This is a genomic window from Kribbella sp. NPDC003557 (genome assembly GCF_040610805.1).
In the GTDB taxonomy this organism is placed as follows: Bacteria; Actinomycetota; Actinomycetes; order Propionibacteriales; family Kribbellaceae; genus Kribbella.
This window is the reverse complement of sequence record NZ_JBEXMY010000003.1, coordinates 112819-126981: the sequence shown is the minus strand read 5'-3', so window position 1 is coordinate 126981 and position 14163 is coordinate 112819. Positions and strand designations below refer to the sequence as shown.

At 69.7% G+C, this 14163-nt stretch carries 14 protein-coding genes; 7 read left to right on the top strand and 7 right to left on the bottom strand.

Translation table 11 applies throughout. The features are described from left to right. The first annotated feature begins 33 nt into the window (after positions 1-33). The gene (locus tag ABZW60_RS12480) at positions 34-384 is read left to right on the top strand and encodes a metalloregulator ArsR/SmtB family transcription factor (RefSeq protein WP_131285169.1); all 351 of its coding nucleotides are present in this window, start codon (positions 34-36) and stop codon (positions 382-384) included. Here ABZW60_RS12480 and ABZW60_RS12475 read toward each other — a convergent pair. The 4 genes from ABZW60_RS12475 to ABZW60_RS12460 form a co-directional block, all read right to left on the bottom strand. Beyond that, a complete protein-coding gene (locus tag ABZW60_RS12475; protein ID WP_355476128.1) occupies positions 381-998 on the bottom strand; it encodes an AAA family ATPase in 618 nt (205 codons plus the stop codon). The two genes, ABZW60_RS12480 and ABZW60_RS12475, sit on opposite strands and share 4 nt — an antisense overlap. A 9-nt stretch (positions 999-1007) precedes the next feature. Beyond that, positions 1008-1184: a DUF6104 family protein gene (locus ABZW60_RS12470; RefSeq protein ID WP_355476126.1), complete on the bottom strand. Its 177-nt coding sequence runs from the start codon at positions 1182-1184 to the stop codon at positions 1008-1010. 1 nt (position 1185) lies between these two features. After that, positions 1186-4986, bottom strand: a complete 3801-nt coding sequence (locus ABZW60_RS12465) for a multifunctional oxoglutarate decarboxylase/oxoglutarate dehydrogenase thiamine pyrophosphate-binding subunit/dihydrolipoyllysine-residue succinyltransferase subunit (protein WP_355476125.1) — start codon at positions 4984-4986, stop codon at positions 1186-1188. A gap of 430 nt (positions 4987-5416) precedes the next feature. Next, entirely contained in the window at positions 5417-5827 is a 411-nt protein-coding gene (locus tag ABZW60_RS12460) for a DUF3052 domain-containing protein (RefSeq protein WP_355476123.1), read from the bottom strand. Between the two features lie 77 nt (positions 5828-5904). Between ABZW60_RS12460 and ABZW60_RS12455 the strand changes: the two genes are divergently transcribed. The 4 genes from ABZW60_RS12455 (at position 5905) to ABZW60_RS12440 (ending at position 10757) form a co-directional block, all read left to right on the top strand. Further along, positions 5905-6576 carry a FadR/GntR family transcriptional regulator gene (locus ABZW60_RS12455; protein ID WP_355476121.1) on the top strand — a complete coding sequence of 224 codons (672 nt, stop codon included), beginning with the start codon at positions 5905-5907 and terminating at the stop codon, positions 6574-6576. Further along, the gene (locus ABZW60_RS12450; RefSeq protein ID WP_355476120.1) at positions 6573-6782 is read left to right on the top strand and encodes a DUF6343 family protein; all 210 of its coding nucleotides are present in this window, start codon (positions 6573-6575) and stop codon (positions 6780-6782) included. Before ABZW60_RS12455 ends, ABZW60_RS12450 begins: the two co-directional genes overlap by 4 nt. Before the next feature lie 149 nt (positions 6783-6931). Continuing rightward, complete coding sequence (locus ABZW60_RS12445) at positions 6932-8512, top strand: ATP-binding cassette domain-containing protein (RefSeq protein WP_355476118.1); 1581 nt, start codon at positions 6932-6934, stop codon at positions 8510-8512. Between the two features lie 88 nt (positions 8513-8600). Then, positions 8601-10757, top strand: coding sequence for a heavy metal translocating P-type ATPase (locus ABZW60_RS12440; RefSeq protein WP_355476117.1), 2157 nt, complete (start codon positions 8601-8603; stop codon positions 10755-10757). Here the strand turns inward: ABZW60_RS12440 and ABZW60_RS12435 are convergent. After that, the gene (locus ABZW60_RS12435) at positions 10696-11265 is read right to left on the bottom strand and encodes a TetR/AcrR family transcriptional regulator (protein ID WP_355476115.1); all 570 of its coding nucleotides are present in this window, start codon (positions 11263-11265) and stop codon (positions 10696-10698) included. The two genes, ABZW60_RS12440 and ABZW60_RS12435, sit on opposite strands and share 62 nt — an antisense overlap. 65 nt (positions 11266-11330) lie before the next feature. On the opposite strand from ABZW60_RS12435, the gene ABZW60_RS12430 reads away from it, so the two are divergent. Beyond that, on the top strand, positions 11331-11630 hold the full coding sequence (locus tag ABZW60_RS12430; protein ID WP_355476113.1) for a DUF2218 domain-containing protein: 300 nt from the start codon (positions 11331-11333) through the stop codon (positions 11628-11630). 44 nt (positions 11631-11674) lie between these two features. Here the strand turns inward: ABZW60_RS12430 and ABZW60_RS12425 are convergent, their stop codons facing one another. Together ABZW60_RS12425 and ABZW60_RS12420 are read right to left on the bottom strand one after the other, a co-directional pair. After that, a complete protein-coding gene (locus ABZW60_RS12425; RefSeq protein ID WP_355476111.1) occupies positions 11675-12265 on the bottom strand; it encodes a DUF305 domain-containing protein in 591 nt (196 codons plus the stop codon). Between the two features lie 51 nt (positions 12266-12316). After that, positions 12317-12682: a DUF6153 family protein gene (locus tag ABZW60_RS12420; protein WP_355476110.1), complete on the bottom strand. Its 366-nt coding sequence runs from the start codon at positions 12680-12682 to the stop codon at positions 12317-12319. 122 nt (positions 12683-12804) lie between these two features. Between ABZW60_RS12420 and ABZW60_RS12415 the strand changes: the two genes are divergently transcribed. Next, a complete protein-coding gene (locus ABZW60_RS12415) occupies positions 12805-14151 on the top strand; it encodes a cytosine permease (protein ID WP_355476108.1) in 1347 nt (448 codons plus the stop codon). The last annotated feature ends 12 nt before the right edge of the window (positions 14152-14163 follow it).

The following is a 14163-nucleotide window of genomic DNA, read 5'->3' as shown; positions in this document are numbered from 1 at the left end:
GGAGACCGCTCCAGCGGTCACAATGACTGCGCGATGACCAACCCTGAACCGACGAAGGCGCAGCTCGAATCCGCCGCGGGCACCTTCGCCATGCTCTCCGCTCCGGTCCGGCTGCACCTGGTGTCGCTGGCCGCGCAGGGGGAGTACGACGTCGGCACCCTGGCGGAACGCGTCGGCGTCAGCATCGCCACCGCGAGCCAGCACCTCGGCAAGCTCCGCCTGGCCGGCATCATCACCGCCCGCCGCGAGGGCCGCCGGCACATCTACACGGTCGACGACCCGCACGTCCTCAACCTGGTCGACCAGATCTTCGAACACATCGCCCCCGACGGCACCCTGGCCCCCGACCCACCCCGCCGCACCCGGCCCCCACACACGGACTAGAGCACGTGCCGCAGGTACCGCTCCGGCGCCTGCAGGTACGCCTTCCAGTTCTGGACGAGCTCCAGCTCGGACCACGTCGTACGCCGGATGCCCCAGTCGCCGACCTCGAGGATCGTCGCGCCGGGCAGGGCTGCGATGACAGGTGAATGGGTCGCGCACAGGACCTGGGAGCCGGACTGGGCGAGGCGGTTGAGTACGCCGACCACGGCCAGGCTGCTGGAGAACGACAGGGCGGACTCGGGCTCGTCGAGGCAGTAGAAGCCCTGACGGGCGAAGCGGTCGTTGATCAGGCTCAGGAAGCTCTCGCCGTGGCTGAGCTCGTGGAACACCGGCTCGGGAGGCCCGGAGGTCTTGGGGTTGCGCTCCAGGTAGGTGCTGAGGCGGGCGCCTGTCGAGCCGCCCTCGGGGGACAGGCCGAAGGCCACGGCGATCGCCTCGACCAGCGTGGACTTGCCGGCTCCGTTCTCGCCGACCAGGAACGTGACGCCGGGGTCGAGGTCCAGCCCGTCGGTCAGGAGTTGGCGGACCGCGGGGATGGTGTGCGGCCAGTGGCCGGACAGGCGAATGCCCTCCGCCGCCGCGACCCGTCGTACGGGCTGGGTGGCGAAGGGCATTCACTCAGGTTAGTCGTCCTCGTCGTCGAGGCGGGCCAGCCAGGTGGCGAAGCGTTCGATCGGGGTTTCGAACTCGGGGTTCAGGTCGACGAACTCGCGGAGTCGTTCGGCGACGAAGGCGAGGGAGACTTCTTCCTCGCCGCGTCGCTTCTCGAGTTCCTCGATCCCGCGGTCGGTGAAGTACATGTCAGCTGAAGGCCTGCTTGAGCAGTGTCGCCTGCTCGGCGCCGTGGACGCCGTGCGAGCCGACCGCCGGAGCGGACATGGCCGGCCGGGACACCCGGTAGAACGGCTTGCCGCCCAGGTGCTCGGTCAGGTTCAACGCCATGAACGGCCAGGGGCCCTGGTTCGCCGGCTCGTCCTGCACCCAGCGGATCTCGGTAGCGTTCGGGTACTTCGCCAGCTCGGCGACGACCTCCTCGTGCGGCAGCGGGTAGAGCTGCTCGACGCGCAGGATCGCGGTGCTGATCTTGTCCGGCTCGACCTTCTTCCGCTCGGCGAGCAGGTCGTACACGATCCGGCCCGAGGCCAGGATGACCCGCTCGACGGCGGCCGCGTTCGCCTCCGCCTCGGCGTCGCCGATGACCGGCCGGAAGGTGCCGTGGGTCAGCTCCTCCGGCTGCGACACCGCCTCCTTGCGCCGCAGCAGCTGCTTCGGCGTGAAGACGATCATCGGGACGTGCTCCTCGCCGAGCGTGTGCCGGCGGAGCAGGTGGAAGTACGACGCCGGCGTCGACGGCTGCGCGACGGTCATCGCGTCCTCGGCGCACAGCTGCAGGAACCGCTCGATCCGGGCCGAGGTGTGGTCCGGGCCCTGGCCCTCGTACCCGTGCGGCAGCAGCAGCACGACACCGGACTTCTGGCCCCACTTCGCCTCACCGGACGAGATGTACTCGTCGATGACGGACTGGGCGCCGTTCACGAAGTCGCCGAACTGCGCCTCCCACAGCACCAGCGCGTCCGGCCGCGCCACGGAGTACCCGTACTCGAAGCCGAGCGCGGCGTACTCGCTGAGCAGCGAGTCGTACACGAAGAAGCTGGCCTGCTCCTCGTCCAGGTGCTGCAGCGGGACGTGGTCCTGCCCGTTGACCCGGTCGATGACGGCGGCGAAGCGCTGGACGAACGTGCCGCGGCGGCTGTCCTGGCCGGCGAGCCGGACCGGGCGACCGTCGAGCAGCAGCGAGCCGAAGGCCGTGATCTCCGCCGACGCCCAGTCCAGCGGGCCCTCGGTGATCGCGTGCGCCCGGCGCTGCAGCTGCGGCTGCACCTTCGGGTGCACGGTGAAGCCCTCGGGCAGCGTGGTGTACGCGTCGGCGATCTTCTTCAGCGTCTCGACGCTGATCGCGGTCGCGTCCGGGCCCTCCGGCTTGTCCGGGTACACCGGCACGGTGACGTACGGCGCCGGTGTGTCGGGCTCGTTCTTCGCGTCCCGGACCTCGGCGAACACCCGCTCCAGGCGCTGCTGGAAGTCCTGCATCGCCTGCTCGGCCTCTTCGATCGTGATGTCGCCACGACCGATCAGGGCCTCGGTGTACAGCTTGCGGACCGAGCGCTTCTGCTCGATCAGGTCGTACATCAGCGGCTGGGTGAAGCTCGGGTCGTCGCCCTCGTTGTGACCGCGGCGGCGGTAGCAGACCAGGTCGATGACGACGTCCTTGTTGAACGCCTGGCGGTACTCGAAGGCCAGGTCCGCGACCCGGATGCAGGCCTCGGGGTCGTCGCCGTTCACGTGGAAGATCGGCGCCTGCACCATCCGCGCGACGTCGGTGGAGTACATCGACGAGCGGGACGAGGCCGGCGAGGTGGTGAAGCCGACCTGGTTGTTCACGATCACGTGGATCGTGCCGCCGGTGCGGTAGCCGCGCAGCTGGGACAGGTTCAGCGTCTCCGCCACCACGCCCTGGCCGGCGAAGGCCGCGTCACCGTGCACCAGCACCGGCAGCACCGGGAACGCGGCGCCGCGGTCCAGGATGTCCTGCTTGGCCCGGACGATGCCCTCGAGCACCGGGTCGACGGTCTCCAGGTGCGACGGGTTGGCCGCCACCGAGACCTTGATCTTGTCGCCGAACTCGGACACGAACTCGCCCTCGGCGCCCAGGTGGTACTTGACGTCACCGGAGCCCTGCACGGTCCGCGGGTCGATGTTGCCCTCGAACTCGCGGAAGATCTGGCCGTACGACTTGCCGACGATGTTGGCCAGCACGTTCAGCCGGCCGCGGTGCGCCATCCCGATCGCGACCTCGTCCAGCCCGGCGCCGGCCGCCTCCTCGCACAGCTCGTCGAGCAGCGGGATGGTGGTCTCGGCGCCCTCGAGCGAGAACCGGCGCTGACCGACGTACTTGGTCTGCAGGAAGGTCTCGAACGCCTCGGCCTCGTTCAGCTTGGCCAGGATCCGCAGCTGCTCCTCGCGGGGCGGCTTGGTGTGCGGGCGCTCGACCCGCTCCTGGATCCACTTGCGCTGCTCGGGGTCCTGGATGTGCATGTACTCGATACCGGTGGTCCGGCAGTACGAGTCGCGCAGGATGCCGAGGATCTCGCGGAGCTTCATGAACCGCCGGTCGCTGCCGCCGAACGATCCGGTGGCGAACTCGCGGTCCAGGTCCCACAGCGTCAGGCCGTGGGTGGCGACGTCCAGGTCCGGGTGGCTGCGCTGCTTGTACTCCAGCGGGTCGGTGTCGGCCATGATGTGGCCGCGGACCCGGAAGGCGTGGATCAGCTCCAGGATGCGGGCCTGCTTGCTGATGTCCTCCTCGTGGCTGTGCGGGAGGTCGGCGGCCCAGCGGATCGGCTCGTAGGGGATCCGCAGGCTCTGGAAGATCTCGTCGTAGAAACCCTCGCCGCCGAGCAGCAGCTGGTGGATCCGGCGCAGGAACTCACCCGACTGGGCGCCCTGGATGATCCGGTGGTCGTACGTCGAGGTCAGCGTCATCACCTTGCTGACCGCGAGCTTGGCCATCGTCTCGTCGGCGGCGCCCTGGTACTCCGGCGGGTACTCCATCGCGCCGACGCCGATGATGCAGCCCTGGCCGGTCATCAGCCGCGGCACCGAGTGCTGGGTGCCGATCGTGCCCGGGTTCGTCAGGCTGATCGTGGTGCCCTGGAAGTCCGGCAGCGCGAGCTTGTTGTCGCGGGCGCGGCGGACGATGTCCTCGTAGGCCATCCAGAAGTCGGCGAAGGTCATCTCCTCGGCGCCCTTGATGGACGGCACCAGCAGCTGCCGGGTGCCGTCCGGCTTCTGCATGTCGATGGCCAGGCCGAGGTTGATGTGCGTCGGGTGGACCAGGGTCGGCTTGCCCTCGGTCTCGTCGTACGACGCGTTCATGTCCGGCAGCGTCTTCAGCGCCTTGACCAGCGCCCAGCCGATCAGGTGCGTGAAGGACACCTTGCCGCCGCGGGCACGCTTCAGGTGGTTGTTGATGACGATCCGGTTGTCGATCAGCAGCTTGACCGGGACCGCGCGGACGCTGGTCGCCGTGGGGACCGTGAGGCTGGTCTCCATGTTCTGGGCGGTCCGCGCCGGGGCGCCGCGCAGGATCAGCCGCTCGGCGTCCGAGCTGGTCGCGGGGGCGGGCTTGGCCTGGGCCTTGGGCGGCTGGTTCACCGTGCCTCCGGTCGGGGCGCCGGACTGGGCCGGTGCTTGCTTCGCGGCCGGCTGGGTCTGCGGTGCGGCGGCCTGGGCAGCGGCCGGAGTGGGCTGCGTCGCCGCGGTCGTGGCCGCGGGCGCGCTCGAGGCCGGCGCGGACGTCGCCGTACCGCGGCTCGGCGCCTCGGGCGTCTTGTTGTCGGACACGGCATCGGGCCGGGGAGCGTCGGCCGGGGTGGTCGTCACCGGCGCCGCGTCACCTGGCTTGTACGTCTTGAAGAAGTCCAACCACGCCGGATCCACCGACTTCGGGTCCTGCAGGTACTTCTCGTACAACTCGTCGACCAGCCATTCGTTCGCACCGAAGGCTGCTAGGGGATTGGTGTCTGATGGCTCGGTGGCCACTTGGCAGTTCGCCTCTTCCGATTTCGGGTCCGGTACCACGGGTTGGTTACTGCTGATGTTATGGGTGGTGCCCCAAGCAAAGGCTAATAGCACGCGGACCACTTCCACAGCCGGGGACCACCGGACCAGTGTGTCGAGTGGTCGGCCCCCGGCGGGACGATCCGCCGGTGCCTGAAACACTGCTCACAAAGGTGTTTCAGGCCACACGCCGTCCTCTCATCCGCCGCCGGTGCGGAGAGCAACGACGATCGCTGCGGGACGCCTTGCAGAGGTGGATTTCCAGCGGTCTGTGCCGGTTGGTCCGGACAAGGTTCTGAGCGTGGTTGCCCACTGTATGCAGTTGTCCACTCGCGCCCGGTGATGATCAGGACCGCGCAGAAGTGTGGTCAACGTCACGTGCGAAATCAGTCCAGTCGGGGATGATTGGCCTTCATCGGTTCACGACCCGCCGGACGAGCTTGAGCCCGGACCAGGTCGCGTCGATCGCGCAGACCTTGACGTCGACGACGCCGAGCGGCAGCGCGAGCTCGCGGATCCCGTTCTCGTCGAGGTCGGTGGGGACGCCGGACGCCCGCTTCGGCCACGCCGCCCAGATCATCCCGGCGGTGGTCGTGCGCTCGAGCAGGACCGGGAGGCGCCTGGTCAGCCGGGCCCGGTCGGGGCAGAACATCAGCACGACGTCGTACGGCGCCCGGCCCGGCCGGCGCGCGACCGGCGTACCGGCCGGCAGCCCGTCGAGGACGAAACCGGCCGGGGCGTTGTCGAGCAGAACCAGATGCTCCGGCTTGATCCCGAGCTTGGCAGCCAGCGGCTTGCCGGAGTAACCGGGTGTCGCGGTCATGCCGGGATGGTAGCCAGGAACCCGCGCCCGGACGCCGGGACCGGGTGAACCACCCTCTGCGAGGGCATACTGACGAAATGGCGTTGACGGATGAGGCGATCGTCAAGATCAAGGGGATGATCACCTCGGGGGAACTGGGGCCCGGCGACCGGCTGCCGAAGGAGGCGGATCTCGCCGCCCGGCTGGGGTTGTCGCGGAACTCGCTGCGGGAAGCGGTCAAGGCACTCACGCTGGTCAACGTGCTGGACGTCCGGCACGGCGACGGCACGTACGTGACGAGTCTCGACTCGGCGCATCTGCTGGACGCGCTGAACTTCATGGTCGACCTGCACCGCGACGACTCGGTGCTGCAGTTCTTCGAGGTCCGGCGGTTGCTCGAGCCCGGCGTCGCCGCGCTGGCCGCGACCCGGATCACCCCGGAGCAGGTCACCGAGCTGCGGCTGCTGACCAGCGACCTGGCGCCGGACGCCTCGGTCGAGGAGTTGGTCGCGAACGACCTGCGCTTCCACCGCGGGATCGCCGAGGCGACCGGGAACCAGGTGGTCTGCTCGCTGCTGGACGGCATCTCCGGCGCGACCCAGCGGGCCCGGATCTGGCGCGGTGTCACCCAGGCCGGCGCGGTCGAGCGCACGCTGGCCGAGCACGCCGCGATCCTGGACGCGATCGAGATCCGCGACGCCGAGGCCGCCCGCGCCTGGATGACCGCCCACATCGCCGGCGTCGAGACCTGGCTCCGCAAGGCGCCATGACCGGCGAGCCGCCTCCGCCGCGGAGCGCCTTGGCGTTGCGCATCGTGCTGTCGGCGTTCGGGGTGGCGTTGTTCGTGGCGTCGACGGTGCTGGCAGTGGTCTACGACCTGCCGGCGGGCTGGGTGATCACCTTCGGGGTGCTCGCCGTGGTCGCGCTCGCCGACCTGGTGGTCGTTGCCTGGCGCAAGCGCTCGGAAAACGGTTGAGGAAACCCCGCCGGGGTCCGTAAGCTGGGCACGTCACATTCCCGGCGACAGGGGTTCGAGTTGTCGAACTGAGGTCTTTCTCCGCAACCGATTGATCGCCGCCGTTCTGGCGCGCGGTCTCGTTCGAGACCTCAGCAGGAGCGACACTCATGAGCTTTTCCCTGTCCTGTACCGACCTTTTCTTCGCCTGGCCCGACGGCGAGGTGCTGTTCGACGGCCTGACGTTCGTCGCCGGTCCGGTCCGCTCCGGCCTGGTCGGCCGCAACGGCGCCGGCAAGTCGACGCTGCTCCGGCTGATCGCCGGCCGGCTCACCCCGCAGCGCGGGGCGATCCGGGTCAGCGGTGAACTCGGGTACCTGCCGCAGGACCTGACCCTCGACACCGCGTTGCGGGTCGACCAGGCGCTCGGTATCGACGCCGTCCGGCGGGCGATCACCGCGATCGAGTCGGGCGACGCGTCCGAGGAGAACTTCGCGGCCGTCGGCGACGAGTGGGACGTCGACGAGCGCGCCGAGGCGTTGCTCGGCAAGCTCGGCCTCGGCGCGATCGGCCTCGACCGCAGCGTCGGTGAGCTGTCCGGCGGCGAGACGATCCTGCTCGGGCTCGCGGCCGAGCTGCTGCGGCGTCCCGACGTACTGCTGCTGGACGAGCCGACCAACAACCTCGACCTGCGGGCGCGGCGGCACCTGTACGACGCGGTCGACCAGTTCCGCGGCGCGCTGGTGATCGTCAGCCACGACCGCGAGTTGCTGGACCGCGTCGACCAGATCGGCGACCTGCGGAAGGGTGAGGTCACCTGGTACGGCGGGAACCTGACCGCGTACGAGGAGGCCGTCGCCGTCGAGCAGGAGGCGGCCGAGCGGATGCTCCGGGCCGCGGAGGCCGACGTACGGAAGCAGAAGAAGGATCTGGTCGACGCGCGGATGAAGATGGACCAGCGCCGGGCCCGGGGGCAGCGCGCCTTCGAGCAGGGCGGGATCCCGAAGATCGTCGCGGGCGGGCTGAAACGGTCCGCGCAGGTGTCGGCGGGCAAGCATCTCGGGATGCAGTCCGAGCGGCTCGAGTCGGCGCAGGAAGCGCTCGCCGACGCCGAGGACAAGGTGCACGACGACGACACGATCCGCGTCGACCTGCCGAAGACCGCCGTTCCCGCAGGGCGCGTGGTGCTGCGGCTGGAGGACCACGTCCTGCGGACCGGGGCGCACGTCGACCTGGAGATCCGCGGTCCGGAGCGGATCGCGCTGACCGGACCGAACGGCGCCGGGAAGACCACGCTGCTGCAGTCGATCGTGGCGGGGGAGTTGCCGGCGGTCCCGTTCCGGTACCTGCCGCAGCGGCTCGACCTGCTGCGCGACGACCTGTCGATCGTGGACAACCTGGCGCTGCTGGCTCCGAGCACGGAGAACCAGGAGCGGCGGGCGCGGCTGGCGCGGTTCCTGTTCCGCGGGCGGGCCGCCGACCAGCTGGTCAGGACGCTGTCCGGTGGTGAGCGGTTCCGGGCGACGCTGGCGGCGCTGCTGCTGGCGGAGCCGCCGCCGCAACTGCTGATGCTGGACGAGCCGACGAACAACCTGGACCTGTCCAGTGTGGGGCAGTTGCGCGATGCGCTCGCGTCGTACAACGGAGCGTTGATCATCGCCAGCCACGACGTGCCGTTCCTGCGGGAGATCGGCGTCACCCGGTGGGTGGAGCTGACGCCGGAGACGCTGACGGACATCGACCCGCTGTAGCCGGATGGCGGTGAGCCCCGTCACCTTCGGGTGGCGGGGCTTCGGCATGCCCTTGATTCCCATACCCCCTAGGGGTATGGTCTGGGGCATGGACGAGCACGAGCACCACGAACACGGCGGGCACGCCGACCACGCCGCCCACACGGCGCAGGCCGACCACGGGGGTCACGGTGGGCACGGTGGGCACGGTGGACATGAGGGGCATGGCGGGCACGGGGATCATGCGGCGCAGTTCAAGGACCGGTTCTGGATCAGCCTCGCGCTGGCGGTGCCGGTGGTGTTCTTCAGCGAGATGTTCGCCGACCTGCTCGGGTACATGCCGCCGGAGTTCCCCGGATCGGGGCTGATCGCGCCGGTGCTCGGCACGGTGATCTTCGCCTACGGCGGGCGCCCGTTCCTGACCGGCGGCTGGAGTGAGCTGAAGTCGCGGCAGCCGGGGATGATGCTGCTGATCTCGATGGCGATCACGGTCGCGTTCGTGGCCTCGTGGGTGACGACGCTGGAGCTCGGCGGGTTCGACCTGGACTTCTGGTGGGAGCTCGCGCTGCTGATCGTGATCATGCTGCTCGGGCACTGGCTGGAGATGCGCGCCCTCGGGGCGGCGTCGGGTGCGCTGGACGCGTTGGCCGCGCTGTTGCCGGACTCGGCGGAGAAGGTGACCGACGACGGTGTCGTCGAAGTCGCGCTGCACGAGTTGCAGGCCGGCGATGTCGTGCTGGTGCGTTCCGGTGGACGCGTGCCGGCCGACGGGATCGTGGTCGAGGGGCAGGCCGAGGTCGACGAGTCGATGATCACCGGGGAGTCGCGCCCGGTGTCGAGGGCGGTCGGTGACTCGGTGGTGGCCGGAACCGTTGCCACGGACAACGCCTTGCGGGTCGAGATCACCGCGGTCGGCGACGACACCGCGCTGGCCGGCATCCAGCGGCTGGTGGCCGAGGCGCAGGCCTCGTCGTCGCGTGCGCAGGCGCTCGCGGACCGTGCCGCGGCGTTCCTGTTCTACTTCGCGTCGATCGCCGGCGTGATCACGTTCGTGGTCTGGGCCCTGCTGGGCAAGCTCGACGAGGCCGTGACGCGGACGGTGACCGTGCTGGTCATCGCCTGCCCGCACGCCCTCGGGCTGGCCATCCCGCTGGTGATCGCGATCTCCACGGAGCGCGCCGCGAAGGCCGGCGTCCTGGTCAAGAACCGGCTGGCGCTGGAGCGGATGCGGACGATCGACGCGGTGCTGTTCGACAAGACCGGCACGTTGACGAAGGGCGAGCCGGCTGTCACCGGCGTGGCGACCGTCGAGGGGTTCTCGGCGTCCGAGCTGCTGGACCTGGCCGCCGCGGTCGAGGCCGACAGCGAGCATCCGCTGGCCAAGGCGATCGTCAGGGCTCAGGCAGCCCAGGCCGCCGGTGCGCGAGCCGGCGGAGTCGCCGCGGGTGGAATTGCCGGAGGCAACGGAAAGCTGGTGGCCACCGACTTCCGGTCGCTGACCGGTCGCGGCGTCCAGGCGGTCGTGGACGGCTCCGAGGTCGCGGTCGGCGGCCCGGCGTACCTGCGGGAGAACGGCCTGGCCGAGCCGGACGGGCTGGAGACCGAGGTCGCCCGATGGAAGGACCGCGGGGCCGCGGTGCTGCACGTGGTGCGGGACGGCGAGGTGCTGGGAGCGATCGCGCTCGAGGACGAGGTGCGGGACGAGTCCCGGCAGGCAGTCGCCGCGCTGCACCGGCGGGGTGTGAAGGTCGCGATGATCACCGGCGACGCGCATCAGGTCGCCGAGGCGGTCGCTCGCGAGCTGGGGATCGACGAGGTGTTCGCCGAGGTCCTGCCACAGGACAAGGACGCCAAGGTCGCCGAGCTGCAGGCCCGCGGGCTGAAGGTCGCGATGGTCGGTGACGGGGTGAACGACGCCCCGGCCCTGGCCCGCGCCGAGGTCGGCATCGCGATCGGCGCCGGCACCGACGTCGCGATCGAGTCCGCCGGCGTCGTCCTCGCCGCCGACGACCCGCGCGCCGTGCTGTCGGTGATCGAGCTGTCCCGCGCCAGCTACCGCAAGATGTGGCAGAACCTGATCTGGGCGACCGGCTACAACGTGATCACCGTCCCACTCGCCGCGGGAGTCCTCGCCTTCGCCGGCATCGTCGTCTCCCCGGCCGCGGGCGCCCTCCTGATGTCGATCTCCACGATCGTCGTCGCCCTCAACGCCCAGCTCCTCCGCCGCCTCGACCTGTCGCCGGAGCACCTAACCCGTCAAGGGTGACCTTCACCAGGCGCCGTACCGCCGCTTTCGACGGTACGGCGCCGGCCGCCTGCAGGGCATGAATGCAGTAGGTCGCCAGCTCCTTCGGGGGTACGTCGTCACGCACGGTGACCAGCCGATCCGCGATGAACGAGACGAGATGCTGGCGCGCGTGGTCGACGTGCGCCGATCGGTGAAGTGAGGCGGCGGCCTCGGACGGCGGGTGCTCGTGGCAGATGAACGCGTACGCCTCCAGCACGTCCTCGATGCGATGCGTGCGCTCCCAGATCTCGCTGAGCTGTCGAAGATGCTCCGCAACCTGACGTTGGTGCCAGGCGGTCAGGATCGACTCGACGTCCGCGAAGTACTTGTACAGCGTCGCCCGCCCGATCCCGGACCGCTGCGCGACCTCCGCCATCGTCACCCCGGTCAGCCCACGCTCGGCCACCACCGCGCCGGTCGCGTCGAGCACCACCGTACGCACGGCCGCCCGGTGGCTCGCGATCGTGTCGTTCCACAACTTCGGCATGACGTGATTCTAACTGGGCAATCTGCCTATGATCGAGACACTCTGTCTCGAAAAAGGAGGTTGTGATGCCTGCTCTCGAAGCGCGGGTCGATACCGAGCGAGCCGAGCGGTACCTCGGTCAGCTGGCCAGTCATCTGTCGCACGGGCCCGGTGGGTTGACGGTGGTCTCGGCGTCGGCGGAGGAGCTCGTGATCGACCTCGGTACGGCGACGTGGACGATCCGCTCCACGCCGCGGCAACTGCTCCTGCACCTCCAGGCCGACGACGCCGCCGTCCTCGAGCAGCAGAGCGCACGCGTTGCGCACCGCGTCGAACAGATCGGCCGTCGCGACGAACTACGGCTCCACTGGAATCCTGCTCGCTGACGGCAGCCGGGCCGCAGACTGCTGCGGCCCGGCTGCGTCGAGGGTCAGCTGACGGGGAGGCGGCCGAGCAGGCGTTGCATGGTGGCGATCTCGGTGGTTTGGGCCGTCTGGATCGTCTTGGCCAGTGCCACCGAGGCTGCGTCCTTGCCTGACGTCTGTTCGGTCTTGGCCATCGCGACCGCACCTTGATGGTGCTTGATCATCATGTCGGTCCACATCCGGTCGAACATGCTCCCGGACGCCTTCGTCAGATCGTCCATCTCCTGTGGGTTCATCATGCCGGCCATGGTGTGACCGTCGTGCTCACCCGGCGTCGGGACCGGTTTGCCCCAGGCCTTCAGCCAGCCGGACAACTGCTCGATCTCCGGTGCCTGCGCGGCCTTGATCGCGGTCGCGAGCGTCTTGACCTCCGCGGTCGTCGCCTTCTGCAACGCCAGATCGGCCATCGTCACGGCCTGCTGGTGGTGCGGGATCATCCGCGTCGCGAACTCGACGTCCGCGTCGTTGAACGCGGCCGCCGGAGCGGTCGCGCTGGTCTGCTCTGTTGCCTTGTCGGAGTCGCCACAGCCGGCCAGGCCGAACACTGCGGCGAGCAGCGCGGCCGACGCCGCGGTCGTACGGTAGACGTGCGTCATCGCATTCCTTGTCGAGAGTTGGGTTCAGAGCGGGAGGAGGCGCACGTCGGCCTATATCCGCAGTACACCCAACGACGACGGAGTCACTCGGGGCGAGGACCGTTCACCCACCACCCGCCGCGCCTTCGCGAACAGCGGGCGGATCGCCCGCCAGACCAGCAGGGTCCGTAGACCCAGCAGCAGCGCGAGCAGGAGCACCAGCCCGGTGAGCACAGCCATGCACGCCCCGCTCATGCCATGCCCCTCGTCCGCCGGAGCCACGTGGAGCGAAGGCGCGCCGGTGTCCGGCGCAGTGTGCGCCATCACCGGTGCGGCCATCGCCGTCATCGGGTCGTGGTGAGAGGTCAGGCCGTGCATGGCGAAGACGCCGGCGACTACCGTGAGTACGCCGAGCAACCGCAGCATGCGACCGGCCATCGCGACAAGGGTACAGAGCTGGGCCGGTTGCACAGTCAGCGGCCGTGGGGTGTGCACTCTCCACGGTGAGTACCAGGGACGACCGTCGTACGTTCGATGAAATCCCAGGGCTGGAGGTTTCGATGGCCGGTACATCTGTAGGTGCGGACGACTACGCGCTCGCCCGCGTCCCCGAGCACGCGCGGTACTCCTGGTGGTCGGTCGCGACCCAGCGGTTCGGGCAGATCTCGGCGCTCAGTCAGTTCCTGCTCGGCGCGACGCTCGGGTTCGGGATGAGTTTCCGGGACGCGTTCTGGGCGCTCACGCTCGGCGCGGTGATCCTCGAGCTGGTCGCGATCCTGATCGGCGTCATCGGCGTCCGCGAAGGGCTGCAGACGTCGGTGATCGCGCGCTGGACCGGCTTCGGCCAGGCCGGCTCGTCGCTGATCGGGCTGGCGATCGGGATCAGCCTGATCGGCTGGTTCGGGATCCAGTCCGCGGTGTCCGCGGCCGGGCTGAGCCAGCTGATCGGCATCCTCCCGACGTGGGGCTGGTCGCTCGTCTTCGGTCTCGCGGTGACGCTGGTCGTGCTGCGGGGCTTCCACTCGATGGCCTGGGTCGCGTACGTGACCGTCCCGGCCTTCCTGCTGCTGGTCGGCTGGTCGATCATCAGCGAGCTGTCCGACCACAGCCTCGGCTCGCTGGTCGACGCCGCGCCGGCCGGTCCGCACCTGAGTCTGCTGGAGGGTACGACGCTGGTCGCCGGCGGATTCATCGTCGGAGCGGTGATCACGCCGGACATGACCCGCTTCAACCGGACGGTCGGTGACGTGGTCAAGCAGACCGTGCTCGGCATCACCCTCGGCGAGTACGTGATCGGCCTGGTCGGCGTCCTGCTGGCGCACGCGATCGGCTCGGCGAACGTGGTCACGATCGTCACCTCGTCGGTCGGCTGGGTCGGCACGCTGGTGATCATCCTCGGCACGATCAAGATCAACGACTGGAACCTGTACAGCTCCGGCCTCGGCGTCGTGAACTTCATCGGCACCGTCTTCGGGCGGCACGTCAACCGGGCCGCCGTCACGCTCGTCGTCGGTGTGCTCGGCAGTGTGCTCGCGGCCGGCGGGATCCTGGACAAGTTCACCGAGTTCCTGATCCTGCTCGGGGTGGCGTTCCCGCCGATCGCCGGGATCATGGTCGCGGAGTACTTCGTGGTGAAGCGCTGGCGGCCCGACCTGGACGCGTCCCGCGCGCACGGCGTACTGCCCGCGACCGCGCCGACCTGGGTGCCGGCCACGATCGTGATCTGGATCGGCGCCGCGCTGATCGGCAAGTACGTGGCGTGGGGCCTGCCGAGCATCAACTCGCTCGTGGTCGGCTTCCTGGCGTACGTCGTGGCGGGCAGGCTCGGCCTGATCCGCGGCGTCGGGACCAGCCGCACGATGGACAGTGAGACCGCCGGCGTCACCGCCGTACCCGCGACAAGCTGAGAGGAACCGCAG

What these genes read in the sequence shown, in the direction of transcription:
- ABZW60_RS12480 (WP_131285169.1), top strand. Translation starts at nt 34, where the DNA reads ATGACCAACCCTGAACCGACGAAGGCGCAGCTCGAATCCGCCGCGGGC.
- ABZW60_RS12475 (WP_355476128.1), bottom strand. Translation starts at nt 998, where the DNA reads ATGCCCTTCGCCACCCAGCCCGTACGACGGGTCGCGGCGGCGGAGGGC.
- ABZW60_RS12470 (WP_355476126.1), bottom strand. Translation starts at nt 1,184, where the DNA reads ATGTACTTCACCGACCGCGGGATCGAGGAACTCGAGAAGCGACGCGGC.
- ABZW60_RS12460 (WP_355476123.1), bottom strand. Translation starts at nt 5,827, where the DNA reads ATGACCGCGACACCCGGTTACTCCGGCAAGCCGCTGGCTGCCAAGCTC.
- ABZW60_RS12455 (WP_355476121.1), top strand. Translation starts at nt 5,905, where the DNA reads ATGGCGTTGACGGATGAGGCGATCGTCAAGATCAAGGGGATGATCACC.
- ABZW60_RS12450 (WP_355476120.1), top strand. Translation starts at nt 6,573, where the DNA reads ATGACCGGCGAGCCGCCTCCGCCGCGGAGCGCCTTGGCGTTGCGCATC.
- ABZW60_RS12445 (WP_355476118.1), top strand. Translation starts at nt 6,932, where the DNA reads ATGAGCTTTTCCCTGTCCTGTACCGACCTTTTCTTCGCCTGGCCCGAC.
- ABZW60_RS12440 (WP_355476117.1), top strand. Translation starts at nt 8,601, where the DNA reads ATGGACGAGCACGAGCACCACGAACACGGCGGGCACGCCGACCACGCC.
- ABZW60_RS12435 (WP_355476115.1), bottom strand. Translation starts at nt 11,265, where the DNA reads ATGCCGAAGTTGTGGAACGACACGATCGCGAGCCACCGGGCGGCCGTG.
- ABZW60_RS12430 (WP_355476113.1), top strand. Translation starts at nt 11,331, where the DNA reads ATGCCTGCTCTCGAAGCGCGGGTCGATACCGAGCGAGCCGAGCGGTAC.
- ABZW60_RS12425 (WP_355476111.1), bottom strand. Translation starts at nt 12,265, where the DNA reads ATGACGCACGTCTACCGTACGACCGCGGCGTCGGCCGCGCTGCTCGCC.
- ABZW60_RS12420 (WP_355476110.1), bottom strand. Translation starts at nt 12,682, where the DNA reads ATGGCCGGTCGCATGCTGCGGTTGCTCGGCGTACTCACGGTAGTCGCC.
- ABZW60_RS12415 (WP_355476108.1), top strand. Translation starts at nt 12,805, where the DNA reads ATGGCCGGTACATCTGTAGGTGCGGACGACTACGCGCTCGCCCGCGTC.